This is a genomic window from Bacillus sp. B1-b2 (assembly GCF_009183415.1).
Lineage (GTDB): Bacteria > Bacillota > Bacilli > Bacillales > Cytobacillaceae > Niallia.
The window spans coordinates 147013-164324 of record NZ_WEHU01000009.1; the positions used below are offsets into that span (position 1 = coordinate 147013).

General features: G+C 33.1%; 16 protein-coding genes and 1 riboswitch. Of the genes, 8 read left to right on the forward strand and 8 right to left on the reverse strand.

Annotated features, from left to right (window positions below; genetic code table 11):
- Positions 1-11 precede the first annotated feature (11 nt).
- The 6 genes from F9279_RS11025 to F9279_RS11050 form a co-directional block, all read right to left on the reverse strand.
- Positions 12-485: a hypothetical protein gene (locus F9279_RS11025; protein ID WP_152112930.1), complete on the reverse strand. Its 474-nt coding sequence runs from the start codon at positions 483-485 to the stop codon at positions 12-14.
- Positions 486-1360: 875 nt separating this feature from the next.
- A complete protein-coding gene (locus F9279_RS11030) occupies positions 1361-2140 on the reverse strand; it encodes an amino acid ABC transporter ATP-binding protein (RefSeq protein WP_152112932.1) in 780 nt (259 codons plus the stop codon).
- A 16-nt stretch (positions 2141-2156) separates the two neighbouring features.
- Entirely contained in the window at positions 2157-3356 is a 1200-nt protein-coding gene (locus F9279_RS11035; RefSeq protein ID WP_152112934.1) for an amino acid ABC transporter permease, read from the reverse strand.
- Positions 3357-3365: 9 nt separating this feature from the next.
- Positions 3366-4535, reverse strand: coding sequence for an amino acid ABC transporter permease (locus F9279_RS11040; protein WP_152112936.1), 1170 nt, complete (start codon positions 4533-4535; stop codon positions 3366-3368).
- Between the two features lie 98 nt (positions 4536-4633).
- Positions 4634-5710 carry an amino acid ABC transporter substrate-binding protein gene (locus F9279_RS11045; protein ID WP_152112938.1) on the reverse strand — a complete coding sequence of 359 codons (1077 nt, stop codon included), beginning with the start codon at positions 5708-5710 and terminating at the stop codon, positions 4634-4636.
- Positions 5711-6038: 328 nt separating this feature from the next.
- The gene (locus F9279_RS11050; protein ID WP_152112940.1) at positions 6039-7616 is read right to left on the reverse strand and encodes a peptide chain release factor 3; all 1578 of its coding nucleotides are present in this window, start codon (positions 7614-7616) and stop codon (positions 6039-6041) included.
- Between the two features lie 163 nt (positions 7617-7779).
- Positions 7780-7888, forward strand: a riboswitch (TPP riboswitch).
- 139 nt (positions 7889-8027) lie between these two features.
- Between F9279_RS11050 and F9279_RS11055 the strand changes: the two genes are divergently transcribed.
- The 5 genes from F9279_RS11055 to F9279_RS11075 are packed head-to-tail and all read left to right on the forward strand — an operon-like array spanning position 8028 to position 11583.
- Positions 8028-9026 (forward strand): ABC transporter substrate-binding protein, encoded by a 999-nt coding sequence (locus F9279_RS11055; RefSeq protein ID WP_152112942.1) that lies wholly within the window; start codon positions 8028-8030, stop codon positions 9024-9026.
- 2 nt (positions 9027-9028) lie between these two features.
- Positions 9029-9322, forward strand: coding sequence for an MTH1187 family thiamine-binding protein (locus F9279_RS11060; RefSeq protein ID WP_152112944.1), 294 nt, complete (start codon positions 9029-9031; stop codon positions 9320-9322).
- Positions 9319-10077, forward strand: coding sequence for an ABC transporter permease (locus F9279_RS11065; RefSeq protein ID WP_152112946.1), 759 nt, complete (start codon positions 9319-9321; stop codon positions 10075-10077). Before F9279_RS11060 ends, F9279_RS11065 begins: the two co-directional genes overlap by 4 nt.
- A 1-nt stretch (position 10078) precedes the next feature.
- Positions 10079-10810, forward strand: coding sequence for an ABC transporter ATP-binding protein (locus tag F9279_RS11070; RefSeq protein ID WP_152112947.1), 732 nt, complete (start codon positions 10079-10081; stop codon positions 10808-10810).
- 5 nt (positions 10811-10815) lie between these two features.
- Positions 10816-11583 carry a TatD family hydrolase gene (locus F9279_RS11075; RefSeq protein WP_152112949.1) on the forward strand — a complete coding sequence of 256 codons (768 nt, stop codon included), beginning with the start codon at positions 10816-10818 and terminating at the stop codon, positions 11581-11583.
- A gap of 71 nt (positions 11584-11654) precedes the next feature.
- Here the strand turns inward: F9279_RS11075 and F9279_RS11080 are convergent, their stop codons facing one another.
- On the reverse strand, positions 11655-12017 hold the full coding sequence (locus F9279_RS11080; RefSeq protein WP_152112951.1) for a hypothetical protein: 363 nt from the start codon (positions 12015-12017) through the stop codon (positions 11655-11657).
- 124 nt (positions 12018-12141) lie between these two features.
- Between F9279_RS11080 and F9279_RS11085 the strand changes: the two genes are divergently transcribed.
- From F9279_RS11085 to F9279_RS11095, 3 genes are read left to right on the forward strand one after another with little or no spacing between them, the layout of a single operon-like run.
- Positions 12142-12462 carry a B12-binding domain-containing protein gene (locus F9279_RS11085; RefSeq protein WP_152112953.1) on the forward strand — a complete coding sequence of 107 codons (321 nt, stop codon included), beginning with the start codon at positions 12142-12144 and terminating at the stop codon, positions 12460-12462.
- Positions 12393-12818, forward strand: a complete 426-nt coding sequence (locus tag F9279_RS11090) for a B12-binding domain-containing protein (RefSeq protein ID WP_193224539.1) — start codon at positions 12393-12395, stop codon at positions 12816-12818. Before F9279_RS11085 ends, F9279_RS11090 begins: the two co-directional genes overlap by 70 nt.
- Complete coding sequence (locus F9279_RS11095) at positions 12815-13426, forward strand: hypothetical protein (RefSeq protein ID WP_152112957.1); 612 nt, start codon at positions 12815-12817, stop codon at positions 13424-13426. Before F9279_RS11090 ends, F9279_RS11095 begins: the two co-directional genes overlap by 4 nt.
- On the opposite strand, the gene F9279_RS11100 is transcribed toward F9279_RS11095, so the two are convergent.
- On the reverse strand, positions 13419-16991 hold the full coding sequence (locus tag F9279_RS11100) for a CheR family methyltransferase (RefSeq protein ID WP_152112959.1): 3573 nt from the start codon (positions 16989-16991) through the stop codon (positions 13419-13421). The genes F9279_RS11095 and F9279_RS11100 overlap by 8 nt on opposite strands.
- Positions 16992-17312: the final 321 nt, after the last annotated feature.

Here is a 17312-nt window from a genome sequence, read left to right on the forward strand (position 1 = left end):
ATCCTAAAAGATTAAGCTTGCTTTTGCTTTTTATAAAATATGATGCTACGCTTCACTATTTCCCCAGATATTATGCCTGGAATCAAAAATACGATTGGTAGAAAAACAGGACCTAGTAATACTCCAAATAATTCAAGCTTAGTGGAATAAAACACTCCTACTGTCACAAAATATGCACAAAATACAAAAGGTAAAAATGCGTATTCATCTTCCGTTTCCATAGCAGTGTTATAAGCATCCCACATAGCAAACATATACAAACAGGGATAAAAAAGGAGCCATTGAAAATTCACTACCTTAATTGCCTCATCAATATCACCTAGAAAACTTAGCATAATGGCTTTATTAAAGTGACTCGCTGCGTTAATAATAAATTCCAGTATAACAAGAATGGTTCCTTTCCAATAGTTTTTCAATAATAACTGGCTGAATCCTGGTAGTGCAATACTCCACATTATCGCTTCTAATTTACTAAGCCCCTTCATCGGTATCACCATCTAATTTTCTATACCTTACTTCTGTAACTATACTGTAACATTTTTAGCTGTTATGTTACTTTTTATACACCCTCCTAAAAAATCCCAACAAATTTACAAATCTTTTATTCTTATTACTTGAAGCTAACAAAAAAAAGAGCTCTTGGGCTCTTTTCATACTGTTGAAAAACAAAATTGTCTATGGACAATTTTGTGATAATAGAGATACCCCCTCGTAACACAATGGAAAACGAGGGATTATTCTATGCACTTCACCCATTCAAATGTGGAAATAGTAGAAAATTGAAAGAGTGATGAAATAATGTAGGATGCTTCGTACCATAGAGAATTTGGAAAAAACCACTTTTAGAAAAATAGTCGTAGAAATCCTCTTATTATCGTTACTTCCATGAAAAACAAAGGAAATAGACGGAGAATTACGCCTATTTCCTTAGAACACATGAAATCGGAGGCATTTTCCTTACTTAACCGGAAAAATCCGCTTATTAGCAAGCAAATTAACAGTATATTTGCCATTAGTCGGAATTCTCCGCTTATTTTTGATGATTCCTACAAATTGGCTGTGGAATTTTTTTTACAACAAAATTATTAATATAGCTTAATTTTTATCCAGATGATTTATGTTTCAGTGGTGGGACTCCTATGGAATCTGCGAGAGCTTTATACCTTGTAGGCAAAAGGCAGACCTCGGATAAAGCTTCTCGAACCCCATGGAAAGCGAACCGAACGCCTGTAACCGAAACCAATACCTTATTTAGCGAGTTAATTACTTATACAAGTTTTTAACACACTCATGTTATAAAATTGGAGGCATTTTCATTGCATAATCTTTTTCAACAAGCCGAAAGAGCCCTCGGGCTCTTTTATAAGATCTGTGATAAGAATAATTTTGTTCTTTCATGTTTTGGATTATCAAAGATTTCCTCTGGTTTACCCATTTCTACAATTTCTCCTTTATCAAATAACACAATTCTGTCTGCCACTTGTCTCGCAAAGCCCATCTCATGGGTTACTACTAACATCGTCATACCTGACTCCGCCAATGTCTTCATTACATCCAACACTTCTTTTACCATTTCTGGATCTAGTGCTGATGTAGGTTCATCAAATAACATGATTTTTGGTTGCATGGCTAATGCTCTAGCAATTGCTACACGTTGCTGTTGACCACCAGACAATTGACCAGGATATTTATTCGCCTGTTCCGGAATCCCTACTCTTTCTAATAGTTCCTTTGCAATTTGTTCTGCTTTCGCTTTTTTCCATTTACGAACCCAAATCGGTGCAAGCGATATATTCTTTAAGATGGTCATATGAGGAAATAAATTAAAGGATTGAAATACCATACCAGTTTCTTTTCGTATTTCTTCTATATTTCTTAAGTCATCTGTTAATGCAATATCATCCACTACAATGCTACCCTTTTGGAATTCTTCTAATGCATTTATCGTGCGTATAAAAGTAGATTTACCTGAACCTGATGGACCAAGTATTACTATAACTTCCCCTTGCTTAACAGTTAAGTCTACATCCTTTAGCACATGATGATCGCCATACCATTTGTTTAATTTAGTTACCGTTATAATATCTTCTCTTTTATTTAAAGGTGTTGTTATTTTATCGACTGAGAAAACACTTTCCATTTTTCTTCTCCCCTTCCTATCTATACCCAACTCCAAGCGACTTTTCTATATGTTTACTTACATGTGACATTAAATAACAGAATATAAAGTAGATAAATGCGATAACAATATATAACTCCATATACTTACCTAAATATTCTGGATTAGCTGCAATTTTTTCTCCCATACCTAAGAAATCAGACAATCCTATTACCGCTACTAAAGAAGTATCTTTAAAAATCGAAATAAATTGACCTACCATAGCTGGTATTACGGCTTTTAAAGCTTGTGGTAATATAATAAAAATCATCATTTTAGCCTGATTCAATCCTAATGCTTGTGCTGCTTCAAATTGCCCTCGTGGGATAGACTGCAATCCACCGCGAATGTTTTCTGCTAGATATGCTGCACTAAATAGGGTAAAAGCTATCATAGCGCGAACTACATTATCTAATTGTACCCCTCCAAGAAACATCGGTAGAAGAAGCTGGGCAATAAATAATACCATGATCAAAGGCATACCCCGTATTAGTTCAATATAAATAATACAACTATACTTAATAATAGGAAGTTTACTACGTCTACCTACAGCCAACAATAAACCTAAAGGAAAAGAACAAACAATAGAAACAGAAGCCAAAATTAATGTAAGTAAAAATCCGCCCCAGACATTAGATTTAACTGGTTCCATAATACCGAAACCATTAATGATACCCAATGAAATAGGGATATATAAAATCCATAATACTAAAATAGGAATCTTTAACTTTGGTACAAACCTTCCAATACCATAGAATAATAAAATTAATGCTACACTAGTAAATAAATAGACCTTAGATGATGCTTCTGTATAAGGTACAATGCCAAAAACCAATAAAATAAATCCTATGGTCATTGCCACATGTCCGATAACACCTCTCCAAACACCCCATGACGCCCCAAGTAATGCCGAAAGTATAAGGATAGAAGTCCACAATCTCCATACTTCTTCTACTGGGAATTGACCCATAAATAATAATGGAAGATTCTCTGTCACTACTTCCCATTCACTTGCTACTAGAAATCCGCCTATCTTAAAAATAATATAGATAGAAAACATCAGTGTTAAGATTGTTAATATGGCATTTTTCCAGTCTTTGAATAAATTATTCTTGAGCCATAATTGTAATTTTGTTTGATTATTCAACTTAGTTGTTTTCAACACTTTTTCCGTATTGTTCCGTTGTATATTATCCAATTCGACTCACTACCTTTCAACCAATTGGAATTTTTTATTAAACAGATTCATTACAAGTGATGTAACTAGACTAAATAATAAATAAACGCCAATAACGATTATTAAAGTCTCTATTGTATGCCCAGTTTGATTAATAATAGTATTTCCAATTCCCACTATATCCTGATAAGCCACCGCCATCGCTAAACTAGAATTTTTAATTAGATTAAGATATTGACTAGTTAGTGGTGGAATGATAATCCGAATAGCTTGTGGAAAAATGATCAATCTTAAAGAAATGGAGCTTTTAAAGCCAAGTGCTTTTGCCGCTTCTGTCTGCCCTTTCGGAACACCGATGATTCCAGCACGTACAATTTCAGCAATAAATGTAGAAGTATAAATAGTTAATGCAACCAATACAGATAAAAACCCAATGGAGACGGATGTTCCTCCGACAAAGCTATTACCTTCAAATGCCGGTATTGAAACTTGTAAGGGGCCATTTCCTAAAATAAAATATGTAAGAACAAAACCTACTAGAAATAATCCAATACTATAGGTGAGAGGAAATGTTTTTTTTCCTGTTTCTATCGTGTAATTCGATAGCTTTTTATAAAAAATAAATCCTACAATACCTAATACAATCAATATAACTACCCAAATGAATGTGTTATCCTGTAAATGAAACCATGGTACACTAGCACCTCTGTTTGAAAAATAAAAAGGACCAATTGATACAGCCTCTTGCACTTTAGGCATTTGAAGAAAAACAGCAAAATTCCAAATGAAGATTTGAACTAACAGCGGCGTATTACGAAATACTTCTACGTAAACTGTCGCAACTTTACTTAATAGCCAGTTGTCCGATAATCTTGCAATCCCTACAACTACTCCAATAATTGACGCAAAAATAATTCCAAAAATAGAAACTTTTAGAGTATTCAACAAACCAACAATCAATGCCCGAAAATATGGATCTGCTGGTGTATAACTAATTAAGGATTCAGAAATTGGAAAAGATGCTCTAAGACTTAAATAGTCTAAACCTAAAGTCAACCCAATTTGTTTTAAACCTGCCATAACATTTTGAATCATAAAAAAGATGACTGTTCCAACTATTAATAGGAAGATAAGTTGAAATAAAATAGGAACAATCTTTCTATTTCTCCATACCGGAGTGGAAGTCTTCTTTAATTCCATGCCTTTCACCTCACATAAAAGAATAGGAGATACCTCAAAGTATTTTTATTTTCTTGAGATATCCCCTTCCTAACTATTTACAATTCATTTCTCATTTTTTAACGGAATGGGATAGAGTACAACAATCCACCATCGCTATATAAAGCATTTTGAGTTCGCTCTAATTTAAATGCTGTATCTGGTCCTAAGTTACGATCGTAAATTTCTCCATAATTCCCAACTTGCTTGATTACTTGGTAAGCAAAGTCATTAGATAATCCTAATTGCTCTCCTAAATTCCCTTCAACACCTAATAATCTTTGGATTTCTGGATTTTCACTAGTTAAGAATTCATCTACATTTGTAGATGTAATACCAAACTCTTCAGCTTGAATGGTTGCATATACAATCCAAGTAACTGCATCTGACCATTTTTCATCACCGTCTTTGACTGCTGGAGCTAATGGTTCCTTAGATAAAGTAGCATCTAAAATAATATGTGCATTAGGGTCTTGTAAAGTGGATTGACGAGAAACTAATCCAGATTTATCTGTTGTCCATGCATCGATAGATCCACTTTCATATGCCGCAATAACAGCATCTGCATTATCAAATGTTGCAGGAGTATAAGTGACACCAGCAGCTGCCATTTGATCAGCTAAATTTAATTCTGTAGTTGTTCCTGTTTCTACACCAATTGTCATTCCTTCTAAGTCCTCTAATGTAGTAATACCACTATCTTTCGGGGCCATAATTCCTTGCCCATCATAAAAAGTGACAGGAGCAAAGCTTAATCCAACCTCTGCATCACGGTTTGTTGTCCAAGTAGTATTACGAATAAGCACATCTACTTCTCCAGACTGAACTGCTGTAAAACGGTCTGTTGCAGAAAGAGGTCTATATTCTACCTTTGTTGCATCTCCAAGAACACCAGCAGCAATTGCCTTTGCAAAGTCCACATCAAAACCTGAATTCTTACCATCTGACCCTATGTATCCAAACCCTGGTAACGCATCATTAATACCAGCTTTTAATGTACCTCTGTCTATTATTGACTCTAATAAACTATTACCTGAGGCAGCAGATGAGTTTCCTTCTGTTTCTCCATCTGTACTTGTTTCATCACTAGAACAACCAGCTAGTGCTAATACAAGGACTAATAGCAAGCTAAACATTAGAGATAAACTTTTCTTCATGTTTTTATTCCCCCTAAGATTTTTTTATATGTAAGCCACCTCGTTTAAAACTGAATATTCAATCTTTTTAGTATATACGAATACTAAATATAGAGAATGACTATAACATCACTTCTAACCCATTACACGTAATAAAAACTAACATCAGATGACAAGTTTGTGATAACTTGTTTTTATTATACCTATTTTTCACGTGAATACAAATAGTTTTTTGAAAACTTTAAATTTTAAAAATAAATAAACGTATTTATATGTCAGAAAATATCACACAAAAAAAAGAGGAGTGCTCTTAGTAAGCACTCCTCTTTTAGGTATATACTACTACCTATTATTCTTCATCCATCGGATTATATAATTTAACTTCTGGATTTTTATCTTGGAACCATCTTAAAGCAAATTCATTTTCAAATAAGAAAGCTTTTTTCCCATAACGATCCTCTACTAGTAGACTTCGACCACTAGAAAGATTTTCGTTAACCTCTTCGTCTACTATCCATCTTGCTATTTTAGAACCTACATGCTCCATTAAGACATCTACATTATATTCATTTCTCATACGATGCTCGAATACTTCAAACTGCAGTTGTCCTACAGCTCCTAGTAGATAATCTTCTGTTTTTAATGTTTTATAAAGCTGAATAGCTCCCTCTTGAACTAATTGTTGAATACCCTTATGAAAATGCTTTTGTTTCATTACGTTTTTCGCCGTAACTCTCACAAAAAGCTCAGGTGTAAATTGTGGTAGCTTTTCATATTGAAAATTATTTTTATTAACAGTCAAGGTATCCCCAATTTGATAGAAACCAGGGTCATACAGACCAATAATATCTCCACTTACCGCTTCATTAACCGTACTTCTATCATCTGCCATAAATTGAGTAGATTGAGCTAGCTTGATTTGTTTCCCAGCACGAGGTAAATTCACCGTCATACCGCGTTCAAATCTACCTGAACATATACGTAAAAAAGCAATACGATCTCGATGGGCTGGATTCATATTTGCTTGTATTTTAAATATAAATCCAGAGAAATCCTCTGATAATGGATCTATTTCTCCTACAGATGAATTTCTAGCTTGTGGCGATGGAGCAAATTCTAGATATGTTTCTAAAAATGTTTGAACACCAAAATTACTTAACGCACTTCCAAAGAATACGGGAGTAAGATCTCCACTATCAATCTTCTCTCTAGAAAACTCGTTACCAGCTTCATTAAGTAGCATAATTTCTTCTAGGGTTTGATCATATAGAGAATCAATTTTAATTGGATGATCTCCTTCGATTTCTCCATCATCATTTAACGCTATATATTTCTCTTCCTCTTCCACTCTGAACTGTTCAATGCGATTATAGAAACGATCATAAATTCCTAAGAATTCTTTCCCCATTCCAATCGGCCAGTTCATTGGATACGCTTCGATTCCCATTACTTCTTCAAGTTCTGCTAATAATTCTAGAGGTGCCTTACCTTGGCGATCCATTTTATTAATAAACGTGAAAATTGGTATTCCTCTCATTTTACAAACTTTGAATAATTTTAGGGTTTGTGCTTCTATTCCTTTTGCAGAATCAATAATCATAACAGCACTATCTACTGCTGTTAAAGTACGATAAGTATCTTCACTAAAATCTTGGTGACCTGGTGTATCAAGGATATTCACTCGACAATCGTTATAATCGAACTGCATAACACTCGATGTAACAGATATCCCTCTTTGTTTTTCTATTTCCATCCAATCACTTGTTGCAAATTTCCCAGTTTTCTTCCCTTTAACTGTTCCAGCATCTCTTATAGCACCGCCGAACAGTAGTAACTTTTCCGTTAATGTAGTTTTCCCGGCATCTGGATGGGAAATAATCGCAAATGTGCGACGAGATAGTACATTCTGATTAAAATTATTTGACATGTTACGTTCCTCTCTTTTGCACTTTCATTTTAAGTCCATTCCCTTATATTATCGCGATACATCAAAGTTTGCAATGCCCTACCTATTCCTATACACCAATTTTTTTTATTTCTTTTCGCTATCCATATTCTTTGGTATAATAGTTGGTGACAATGAAATAGAAAAGAATTTGTAGGGGAACCAGTGTTTCTGGTTGAGAGTTATCAATAAAGATAAAACCCTTTGAACCTGATCTGGTTTATACCAGCGTAGGAAACGTATATTCTTTAATACATAATTAGCCTTATTTAGTCATGTATTTTAAAAGCGTTCAGTCCTACTGAGCGCTTTTTATTTTTATTAATAAAGAATTTCCTACAACATTCTCCTCCTTATCTTTTCTAATTCAATACAAAAAGTTGGGGGTTACTCATGAAAAAAATAATGTTAGCAATGGTGGCTGTATTATTACTTGTTAGTTGTAGTAATAGTTCCACTCCAAGTACAGAAGGCAAAGAAAATGAATTACAAAAGATAACAATGGTACTAGATTGGACACCTAATACCAATCATACTGGACTATATGTAGCACAAGAAAATGGTTATTTTAAAGAAAATGGATTAGATGTTGAAATTATTACACCTGGTGAATCTAGTGCGGATGCGTTAGTTGCTTCAGGGAAAGCTGATTTTGGCATCAGTTATCAAGAAAATATTACCCAAGCTAGAACAGAAGGTGTGCCTATTGTATCAATAGCAGCTGTAATTCAGCATAATACATCTGGCTTTGCTTCACCAGTTGATAAAAATATTCAATCACCGAAAGATTTTGTTGGAAAAACTTACGGAGCTTTTGGGTCAGAAGTTGAAAAAAGTGTTATTAGCTCTCTTATGCAAATAGATGGTGGAGATGTTAATGATGTAGAGTTTTTAAATATTGGAGATACAGATTTTTTCACAGCTACTAAGAAAGATGTAGACTTTGCATGGATTTATTATGGATGGACTGGTGTAGAAGCAGAGTTACGTGGAGAAAAATTAAATATGATTTACCTAACAGACTTCAGTGATAAATTAGACTACTACACACCAGTAATTGCAACGAATGAAAAAATGATTGATTCTAATCCTGAAACAGTGAAAACATTTTTAAAAGCTGTATCTGAAGGGTATGAATACAGTATAGAGAATCCGAATAAAGCCAGTGAGATTCTATTAAGCGCTGCTCCAGACTTAGATAAAGAACTAGTTAAGAAAAGCCAAGAGTGGCTTGCATCCAAATATCAAGATGACGCAGACCGTTGGGGAGAACAGAAGCTTTCCGTTTGGGAAAACTATGCTAATTGGATGTATGATAATAAAATACTTGATAGTAAATTAGATGCAGAGAAAGCTTTTACTAATGAATTTCTACCAGAAGGAGACGAATAAATATGGCTAACTCTTTGATTAGTGTGCAGATTATTCCGAAAACAAAAAATGGAGAAGATGTTATTCCTTATGTAGATGAAGCTATTAAAATCATTCAAGAAAGTGGCATCAAATATGAAGTCCACCCTTTAGAAACGACCATGGAAGGCAATATGGATGAGCTATTTCAAATAATAAGTAAGATGAATAAGAAAATGATGGAAATTGGCAGTAAAAATGTCATTACTCAAATTAAGGTGCTATACCAACCAGATGGCATTACCTTGTCAACTTTAACGGAGAAATATCATTCATGAGAAATGCATGGAACAAAATTTGGAGACCCGCAGTGGTTCTCCTTCTTTTATTAATTATTTGGCAAATTTCCGTAACTTTTTTTCAAATAGAAGAATGGCTTTTGCCTTCCCCCCTATCAATAGGAAGGGAAGCACTTACCAGTTGGGAATCCTTCTCGCTTCATTTGCTTTCAACAACAAAATTATCGTTATACGGATTTCTCATCGGTACTGCTGTTGGTTTAGTTATCGCCATCACACTTCACCGAGTAACTTTTTTAAGAAAAGCTATTTATCCTTTATTAATATTAACGCAAAATATACCTATTATTGTACTTGCTCCTTTATTAATAATATGGTTTGGGTTTGGCTTATTACCAAAATTAATTATCATTACATTAGTCTGCTTTTTCCCCATTACAATCGCTTGTCTAGATGGATTTATGCAAACACCAGCAGAATTAAAGCACTATATGAAAATGTCAGGAGCAAACTCTCGCCAACTTTTTTGGAAGTTAGAATGGCCGTTTTCCCTTCCATCCATTTTTTCTGGCTTAAAGATTTCTGCTACCTATAGTGTGATGGGAGCTGTCATATCGGAATGGCTAGGAGCAAAATCCGGTGTAGGTGTATACATGAATTTAGCTTCTTCTAGTTTTCGAACAGATCGTGTATTTGTTGCTATTTTTGCGATTATGATTTTAAGTTTGCTATTTTTCTTTATTATCCAATTACTAGAAAAGTGGTTTGTACACAGAAAAGGAAGGAGTGTTTAAAGTGGATTATTTAAGAATAGACCATGTTGATAAATCCTTTGGCTCACACCATGTTCTTAAGAACATTAACCTACTTATTAAGAAAGGTGAATTCGTCTCCATCATAGGGCCTTCTGGAAGCGGAAAAAGTACTCTTTTCCAATTAATAGGTGGATTACTTCAACCAAACCAAGGAAATATATTTTTAAATGACGAGAACATAACTGGGACAAAAGGACATATTAGCTATATGCCACAAGCTCCTTCTTTATTTCCTTGGAGAACAATAATAGAAAATGTCATGTTAGGACAAGAGCTATCAGGAAAAAAGCAGAAGGCTATTGCTACAGCCATGTTAGAAAAAGCGGGACTTTCTGACTATACGGACCAGTATCCTAATGCATTATCTGGGGGAATGAAACAAAGAGCCTCCTTTATTCGTGCATTATTAAGCTCTCAAGAACTATTGTTATTAGATGAACCTTTTGGTGCTTTAGATGAATTCACTCGTTTAGACATGCAGCAATGGTTATTATCCATATGGGAATCGAACAAAAGAACCATCCTATTTATTACACATAATATTGAAGAAGCACTTTATTTGTCAGATCGAATCATTATACTTTCTTCCAATCCAGCAACCATTATTAAAGAGATAAAAGTTCCATTTGACAGACCAAGAAGCTCAGAACTATGGTTAGAAAAAGATTTTTTACAGTATAAAAAAGAGATTTATTCCTGCTTAAAAGGGTGATTAAAATGAAGAAAATGATTGATTCACATATTCACTTAGATCAATATACATACGAAGATAGGAAAGAAATGCAAAATGATCAAACATTAGCATACGCTATTGCTGTCTCTATGAATCTCTCTTCTAGTCAAAAAAACTTCCAGCTTAGCAAGGAGTTTGATTTCATTAAACCTGCATATGGGTTTCACCCTGAACAAGTAATGCCTTCTGACGAAGAAATAAGTCAACTTTTGAAATGGATAGAAGATAATCACGAAAGCATGATAGCTATAGGAGAAGTTGGGTTACCACATTATTGTAGATTGGAGCATCCAGAGCTCTACCCTTTAGAGCCATACATAGAATTATTGGAACAATTTTTACTTATGGCGAAGAAGTGGAATAAGCCTATTATCTTACATAGTATTTACAAAGAAGCACCAATTGTTATTAATTTACTTGAGAAACACAATTATAATCATGCACATTTTCATTGGTTTAAAGGAAAAGATAAGACAGTAGAGCACCTTAAGGCAAACGGTTATTTCCTTTCATTTACTCCAGACATATTATACGAGGAAAACATACAAAAGATAGCTAAACAATTCCCCCTAGAACAGATCATGGTAGAAACAGATGGACCATGGCCATTTGAAGGTCCATTTGTAAAACAAAAAACGATGCCAAGTATGATTCACCATACCATTAAAGAAATAGCTCGGTTAAAGAATGAAAAAACATTATCCGTTTACGAACAATTATTCCATAATACAACTAATTTTTATAGACTTTAATATACTGATTTACCTGAAGATTATCTGCCCCGTTTAAACAGATGAAATGGAGCAGATTTTTTTGTTTTCACCTAAATCAAATTATCATCTTCACTTAATAGCTGCATCCCTTTTTTTAATGCTTCTAAGTAGAAATCATGCTCATCTGTTTTTTCCAATTTTTCTATTTCCTCTATTAACCATGCAAAATTAATAAATAATAAATGTCGACCTACCCCTCTTGTTTCCAAGACTTCCCCTAGCCAAATCACATAATCCTTAAATATGTTAAGCTCTCTTAATGTATAAGCCGTTTCAAGGTATTGAAAATGGTAATAGATATCTTCCTTTGTACGCCTTTTGCCATTATCACCGAATTTCTCCAAGCTCGGATATTCTCTATAAAACCGTATAAATAAACGTTCTACAATCTGATCTTTTTGATGAATTTCCACTTTGACACCTTCCTATTTAAATGTAAAAAAATCGCTCTAGTATAGTATAATTTATTATTATAGATATTCTAATAGAAATATAGAAATCGAAAAACGAACAAATAGTAGAGAAAGGATTAGGAGAATGGTCTTTACTTCTTCAAAAGAATTAGCCGACTCTTTATTAGAAGGCGATTTAAATAAATGCTGGGCAATCATAAAAGAATATGATTATAAAGGATACAGTTCTACCTTTATATATGATGAGCTCATTACAACCGCATTAAGAGAGATAGGATATATGTGGCAAAGAAACGAAATTAGTGTTGCGGAGGAACATTTAGCAACTGGCGTATGCGAGGTTTTATTATCAGATATCAATGGGAAAAAGAAAAAATGGGAAACGTACAAGCAAGAAAGGTTATGTTGTTCTGTCCTGAGGCCGAACATCATACTCTTGGCTTAAAAATGTGCGCATCTACCTTTGAAGAATATGGTTGGATAACAAGAAATCTTGGTGCTAATTTACCATTAGAACATGCTCTATACATGGCTAGAAAATGGAATCCTGATGTAATTGCGATTTCTTTCACCATGTCCTATACTATTCCAAAATTAGAGCAATATATTTCTACATTTTCTGATATAAATAACAAACCAGATATTATTATTGGAAGCAGACTTTTAAATGAATATTCCTTTGAGATGCTTAAAGATAATCATATTTATTTATTAAACGATCAGTATTCTCTAAAGAATTGGATTATTCATTATGCCAAAGAAAGAGCATTACTTAATATGATGCATGGAGAACAAAGATGAGTATTACTATTAATCATATCCCAATACCTTTTTTCCAGATTTCGAAAGATTATAGAATCATCGATAAGTCCCCTCCATGTAATCACTTTTTTAATTGTACTAAAAATTTCTTAGAGCTCATTGATTCGGAGAGTTTAGATAAGTTTAAGACTTACTTACTAGAAAAAAATTTTCATGATTCAGTGGAAATAAATATGGTGACAAAAAATAATCCACCTACTCTTTTTAGAGTGAATGCTTCTTTTCACGTAGAAGAGAATCAATACTATATATTTTGTCAGCCATTTCATGACCAGTATATTAATTTACAATATGAACTCTTCCAATTGAAAGAAAGCATTGTGAATATGGACGAGCAGGCATATAAAAACCTAGAACAGTACTCTCTTTCCCAATCAGATTCCACAAGCTTAGAAAAAATCATCCAAATAGATACGAGCAAAAGATTAGATTCTATTAGAAGATCTACCTCTTCTATTATGGACTTACTTGGTGTTATGACGAATATTATTATTGAAAATGACAAATCTGACTATTTAGAACTAGTGTATGACGAATTAAGGGATATAAAAAGCTTAGTTGATGAGATAAAATCATCCATCAACTAAGCTTTTTTTCAACTGGAAATCTTACTTCGACAGTTGTACCTACACCTAATTCACTTTGAAAATGTAAGGTACCATGATGATTTGCCACAATTTTTTGGCTGATCATTAATCCTAATCCTGTTCCTTTTTCTTTTGTCGTAAAGAATGGCTGTCCCATTTTTTGTAATTGCTCTTTCGGGATTCCTTTTCCTTGATCTATTATTTGCACAAGTACTTTTTCTGTTTTTTCCATAGAAACGACAATTCGAATTGCCCCTTCCGTCTCTTCCATTGCCTCTATTCCATTCTTAATCATATTAATAAATAATTGCTTTAATTCTTTTTCATTTCCGTATATAAATGGAATATCTTCTTGAACCTTCATTTCTATTTGTACATTTTTTAGGATTGCTTGAGTATTCAAAAGAATATGAACATCTTCTAATACCTTTTCAAGACTAAGTGATTGGAATGATAATGCTTGTGGTTTTGCTAATACTAAAAATTCGCTAATAATAAGCTCTAACCGATTGAATTCCGAGAACATTACTTCTGTATACTCTTTATTATATTCATTACTTTGCATCATTAATTGAAGAAATCCTTTAAGTGAGGTTAGTGGATTTCTAATTTCATGAGCAATTCCAGCTGCTAATTGCCCTACAGCAGAAAGCATTTCAGATTTCTTTAACATATCCTCTGATTTTACTCTCTCTGTTATATCCTCCGCAATCCGCAAGACATTCGCTAATGTACCATCTTCATTTAATATTGGAAGCATGCTAACACTTTCCCAAATTTCTTGTTTATCTTCATTATAGTAAGAGATATCTCCTACCCAGGCTTCTCCTGTTAACATATTTGCCCAAATTTCATCAGAAATAGTAGCATGAAGAAAATCTTCATAAAACTCAAATAGGGTCTTATCTGTATTCTCTATTTGTTCTTGCTCTATTCCCAAGTGCTTTCTAAATCGAGCATTAGCAAATTCTATTTTTCCATGCTTATCTGTTATGCAAATACTTGTTGGTGTTTGCTCAATAACACTTGAGGTAAACATAAGCTTTTGATTGGATGCTTTAATATCTGTAATATCCGTAAAGGTAATTACTACACCATCAATGATATTGTTTCCTGTGCGATATGGCATTGCCTTCATTGTATACCATCTATCATCTCTACTTTTTATCTCATACTGCATTTTTTCTGATGTACGTAGTACTTGTTCAGCAATTTGAAGTAAGGAGCCAAATTCTAGGTTATGTGTTAAATGAAAAAATGGTCTACCAATATCCATTTCTAGTATATTAATAATCTTTTGAATTTCAGGTGTAAATAACTTGATATTCAGAGCTTTGTCTAAAAATATCGTAGCTATACTTGTGTTTACGAGCAAATTATCTAGATCATTCGTCGTACTAGTCAATTCACTAATTTTAGATTCAAATTCGTTATTCACATTAAGAAGCTCTTCATTCACTGATTGAAGCTCTTCATTTGTACTTTGCAACTCTTCATTAGATGCGATTAATTCTTCATTTGTTGATTGTAGTTCTTCATTAGAAGTTTCTAGTTCTTCTATTGTAGTTTGTAAATTTTGCTGTGTATAAAATAATTCTTGCTCTAAATCTATTACCCTTTCTGAAATCGAAGTATTTGGGTCAAAATAGATGGGAGCACTGAAATGATCCTTCTCTAACGAAACATCTTTTTTATGAAAAGATAGAACCGTTAATGTATCACTTCCAGCTAATCTCCTAATGGTTAGATCAAATTCTTGCTCTTCATCATTAATTTTTATTGCTATACCCTTATAGTGAATTTCACTTTCTATGCCTGTTAATTTCTTTAAAGCTGTTCCAATAATAACAGATAAAGGTGTAGGTACAAGCTTATGAATGCTATAATTTGTTTGTCCAATAGGAATAGTTAGTAATTTGTTAGCACTCTTCGAAGTAAGAATGACTTCATTTTTCTCATTAATAATAATACAAGGATCCATAAATTCATTGATTAAATTTTGATACAAAACATCCAGTTTACGTGTAGGTAAAACCTCGAAGAAACTATTAGAATGACTCAAATCTCTTGATAATTGTTCTTTCTTGGGATTATCTAAAGTAACAGTAGGTTCTCTAACTTCCCATATCCCGCCACTACGACTTCTATATATTTTCCATTTAGAATGGATAGGTTCAAATAATGTGGTTAATTTACCTATGGTTTCACTAGGACCAAGAAATAAAATACCATTATCAACTAAAGAAAAATGAAATAAAGATAATATTTTTTGCTGTAATTCTGGCTGGAAATATATCATCATATTACGGCAACTAATTAAATCAATATTTACAAAAGGGGAATCTTTGGTAATATTGTGTGGAGCAAAAACTATTTTCTTTCTTAAGAATTTCTTTACTTGATATTTCTCCCCATGCTCATCAAAATAATGACTTGTTAAACTCTCCGGCAGGGAACTAATTAATGATTTATCATAAATGCCATCGCTAGCACTTTTAATTGTCTCTCTATCAACATCTGTTGCAAAAATCCGAAAATCAATGGTATAGTCCAAACTTTTTAAATATCGATCCAAAATAATTGCTAATGAATAGGCCTCTTGCCCTGTTGAACATCCTACTGACCAAAGTCTTATTTCATCAGCACCACTATCCACTTTATGTTTCACTAAATCTGGTATTAATCGCTCTACTTCATTAAAAGCCTTAGGATCTCTAAAAAATTCAGTCACATTAATTAGTAAATCCTTTTGAAGTAGATCAATTTCGTCCGCATTTTTTTCTAAATATTTATAATACGACTCCATACTATGTACTTCGCCCTTTAAAACATTCATTCTTTTTTCCATTCTTCTTAAAATACTGCTTTTTTTATAGTTAGAAAAGTTTATTCCAGTTCTTTTATGGATAATATGAAATATTTGATTTAATGTTTCTTCCATATATGTAATAGTAGCTGGCTCAAGCATTGTTTGAAAAATTGTAGGGATTTTCGCTGGTAATTCAATATAATCCGCATAACCCGAGTGAATGACACTTTTAGGCATATTCTCAAATTTAGCACTTTCTTCTTCTTGAACAATAACCATACCACCGCACTCTTTTATCGCTTTTACTCCCTCTGTTCCATCCGTTCCATTTCCAGAAAATATAATACTAATAGCCTTATCTTTTTTTTCTTCCGCTAATGAGTTAAAGAAACGATCAATCGGAAAGTGATTAGGGACATTTTTATCATATTCCTCTACACGGAATACTCCATTTTCTATCGTTATATAATGATGGGGCGGGTTTAAATAAATGGTATTGGGAACTGCCTTTAACCCATCAGCAATTCTCACTATATTCATATTGGTTTTTTTTGAAAGCAATTCTGGCATAAAACTCTTATATTTAACAGACAAATGCTGTACAAGGACATAAATCATTCCTGTATCAGCTGTTAAATGAGAAAAGAATTGTTCAATCGCTTCTAAGCCACCTGCAGAAGCTCCTATTCCAACTACATATGCATCATCTACTAATTGATTAGATTCTGATGAATAACTAGAAATATTTTCTGACATAATAACCCCCATTTAAAATTACTGCTTTTCTTTCCTACTAAATGTTCTTATATAAGCAGAATCCATAAATATCGACGTATGTTATTTATATGTATATATTTACATTATCATATTAATCATGCAATTGTTTAGTTTTCTACATTTTTTATGCACCTTTTACCCAAAATTTTTTTTAATAAAACCACTACCCATTTCATTTGTTTTTTAAACCTTTTTTTATCATTTTTTTATTTTTTTTATTTATAGCAACTTCCGAGTTCTTTCCTTTAGTTAAATCCGCGTAAAACAAATTCATTTAATTACTATTTGTTTCACTAAATT

What these genes read in the sequence shown, in the direction of transcription:
- F9279_RS11065 (WP_152112946.1), top strand. Translation starts at nt 9,319, where the DNA reads ATGAGAAATGCATGGAACAAAATTTGGAGACCCGCAGTGGTTCTCCTT.
- F9279_RS11095 (WP_152112957.1), top strand. Translation starts at nt 12,815, where the DNA reads ATGAGTATTACTATTAATCATATCCCAATACCTTTTTTCCAGATTTCG.
- F9279_RS11090 (WP_193224539.1), top strand. Translation starts at nt 12,393, where the DNA reads ATGGGAAACGTACAAGCAAGAAAGGTTATGTTGTTCTGTCCTGAGGCC.
- F9279_RS11040 (WP_152112936.1), bottom strand. Translation starts at nt 4,535, where the DNA reads ATGGAATTAAAGAAGACTTCCACTCCGGTATGGAGAAATAGAAAGATT.
- F9279_RS11085 (WP_152112953.1), top strand. Translation starts at nt 12,142, where the DNA reads ATGGTCTTTACTTCTTCAAAAGAATTAGCCGACTCTTTATTAGAAGGC.
- F9279_RS11050 (WP_152112940.1), bottom strand. Translation starts at nt 7,616, where the DNA reads ATGTCAAATAATTTTAATCAGAATGTACTATCTCGTCGCACATTTGCG.
- F9279_RS11100 (WP_152112959.1), bottom strand. Translation starts at nt 16,991, where the DNA reads ATGTCAGAAAATATTTCTAGTTATTCATCAGAATCTAATCAATTAGTA.
- F9279_RS11055 (WP_152112942.1), top strand. Translation starts at nt 8,028, where the DNA reads ATGAAAAAAATAATGTTAGCAATGGTGGCTGTATTATTACTTGTTAGT.
- F9279_RS11025 (WP_152112930.1), bottom strand. Translation starts at nt 485, where the DNA reads ATGAAGGGGCTTAGTAAATTAGAAGCGATAATGTGGAGTATTGCACTA.
- F9279_RS11060 (WP_152112944.1), top strand. Translation starts at nt 9,029, where the DNA reads ATGGCTAACTCTTTGATTAGTGTGCAGATTATTCCGAAAACAAAAAAT.
- F9279_RS11045 (WP_152112938.1), bottom strand. Translation starts at nt 5,710, where the DNA reads ATGAAGAAAAGTTTATCTCTAATGTTTAGCTTGCTATTAGTCCTTGTA.
- F9279_RS11030 (WP_152112932.1), bottom strand. Translation starts at nt 2,140, where the DNA reads ATGGAAAGTGTTTTCTCAGTCGATAAAATAACAACACCTTTAAATAAA.
- F9279_RS11075 (WP_152112949.1), top strand. Translation starts at nt 10,816, where the DNA reads ATGAAGAAAATGATTGATTCACATATTCACTTAGATCAATATACATAC.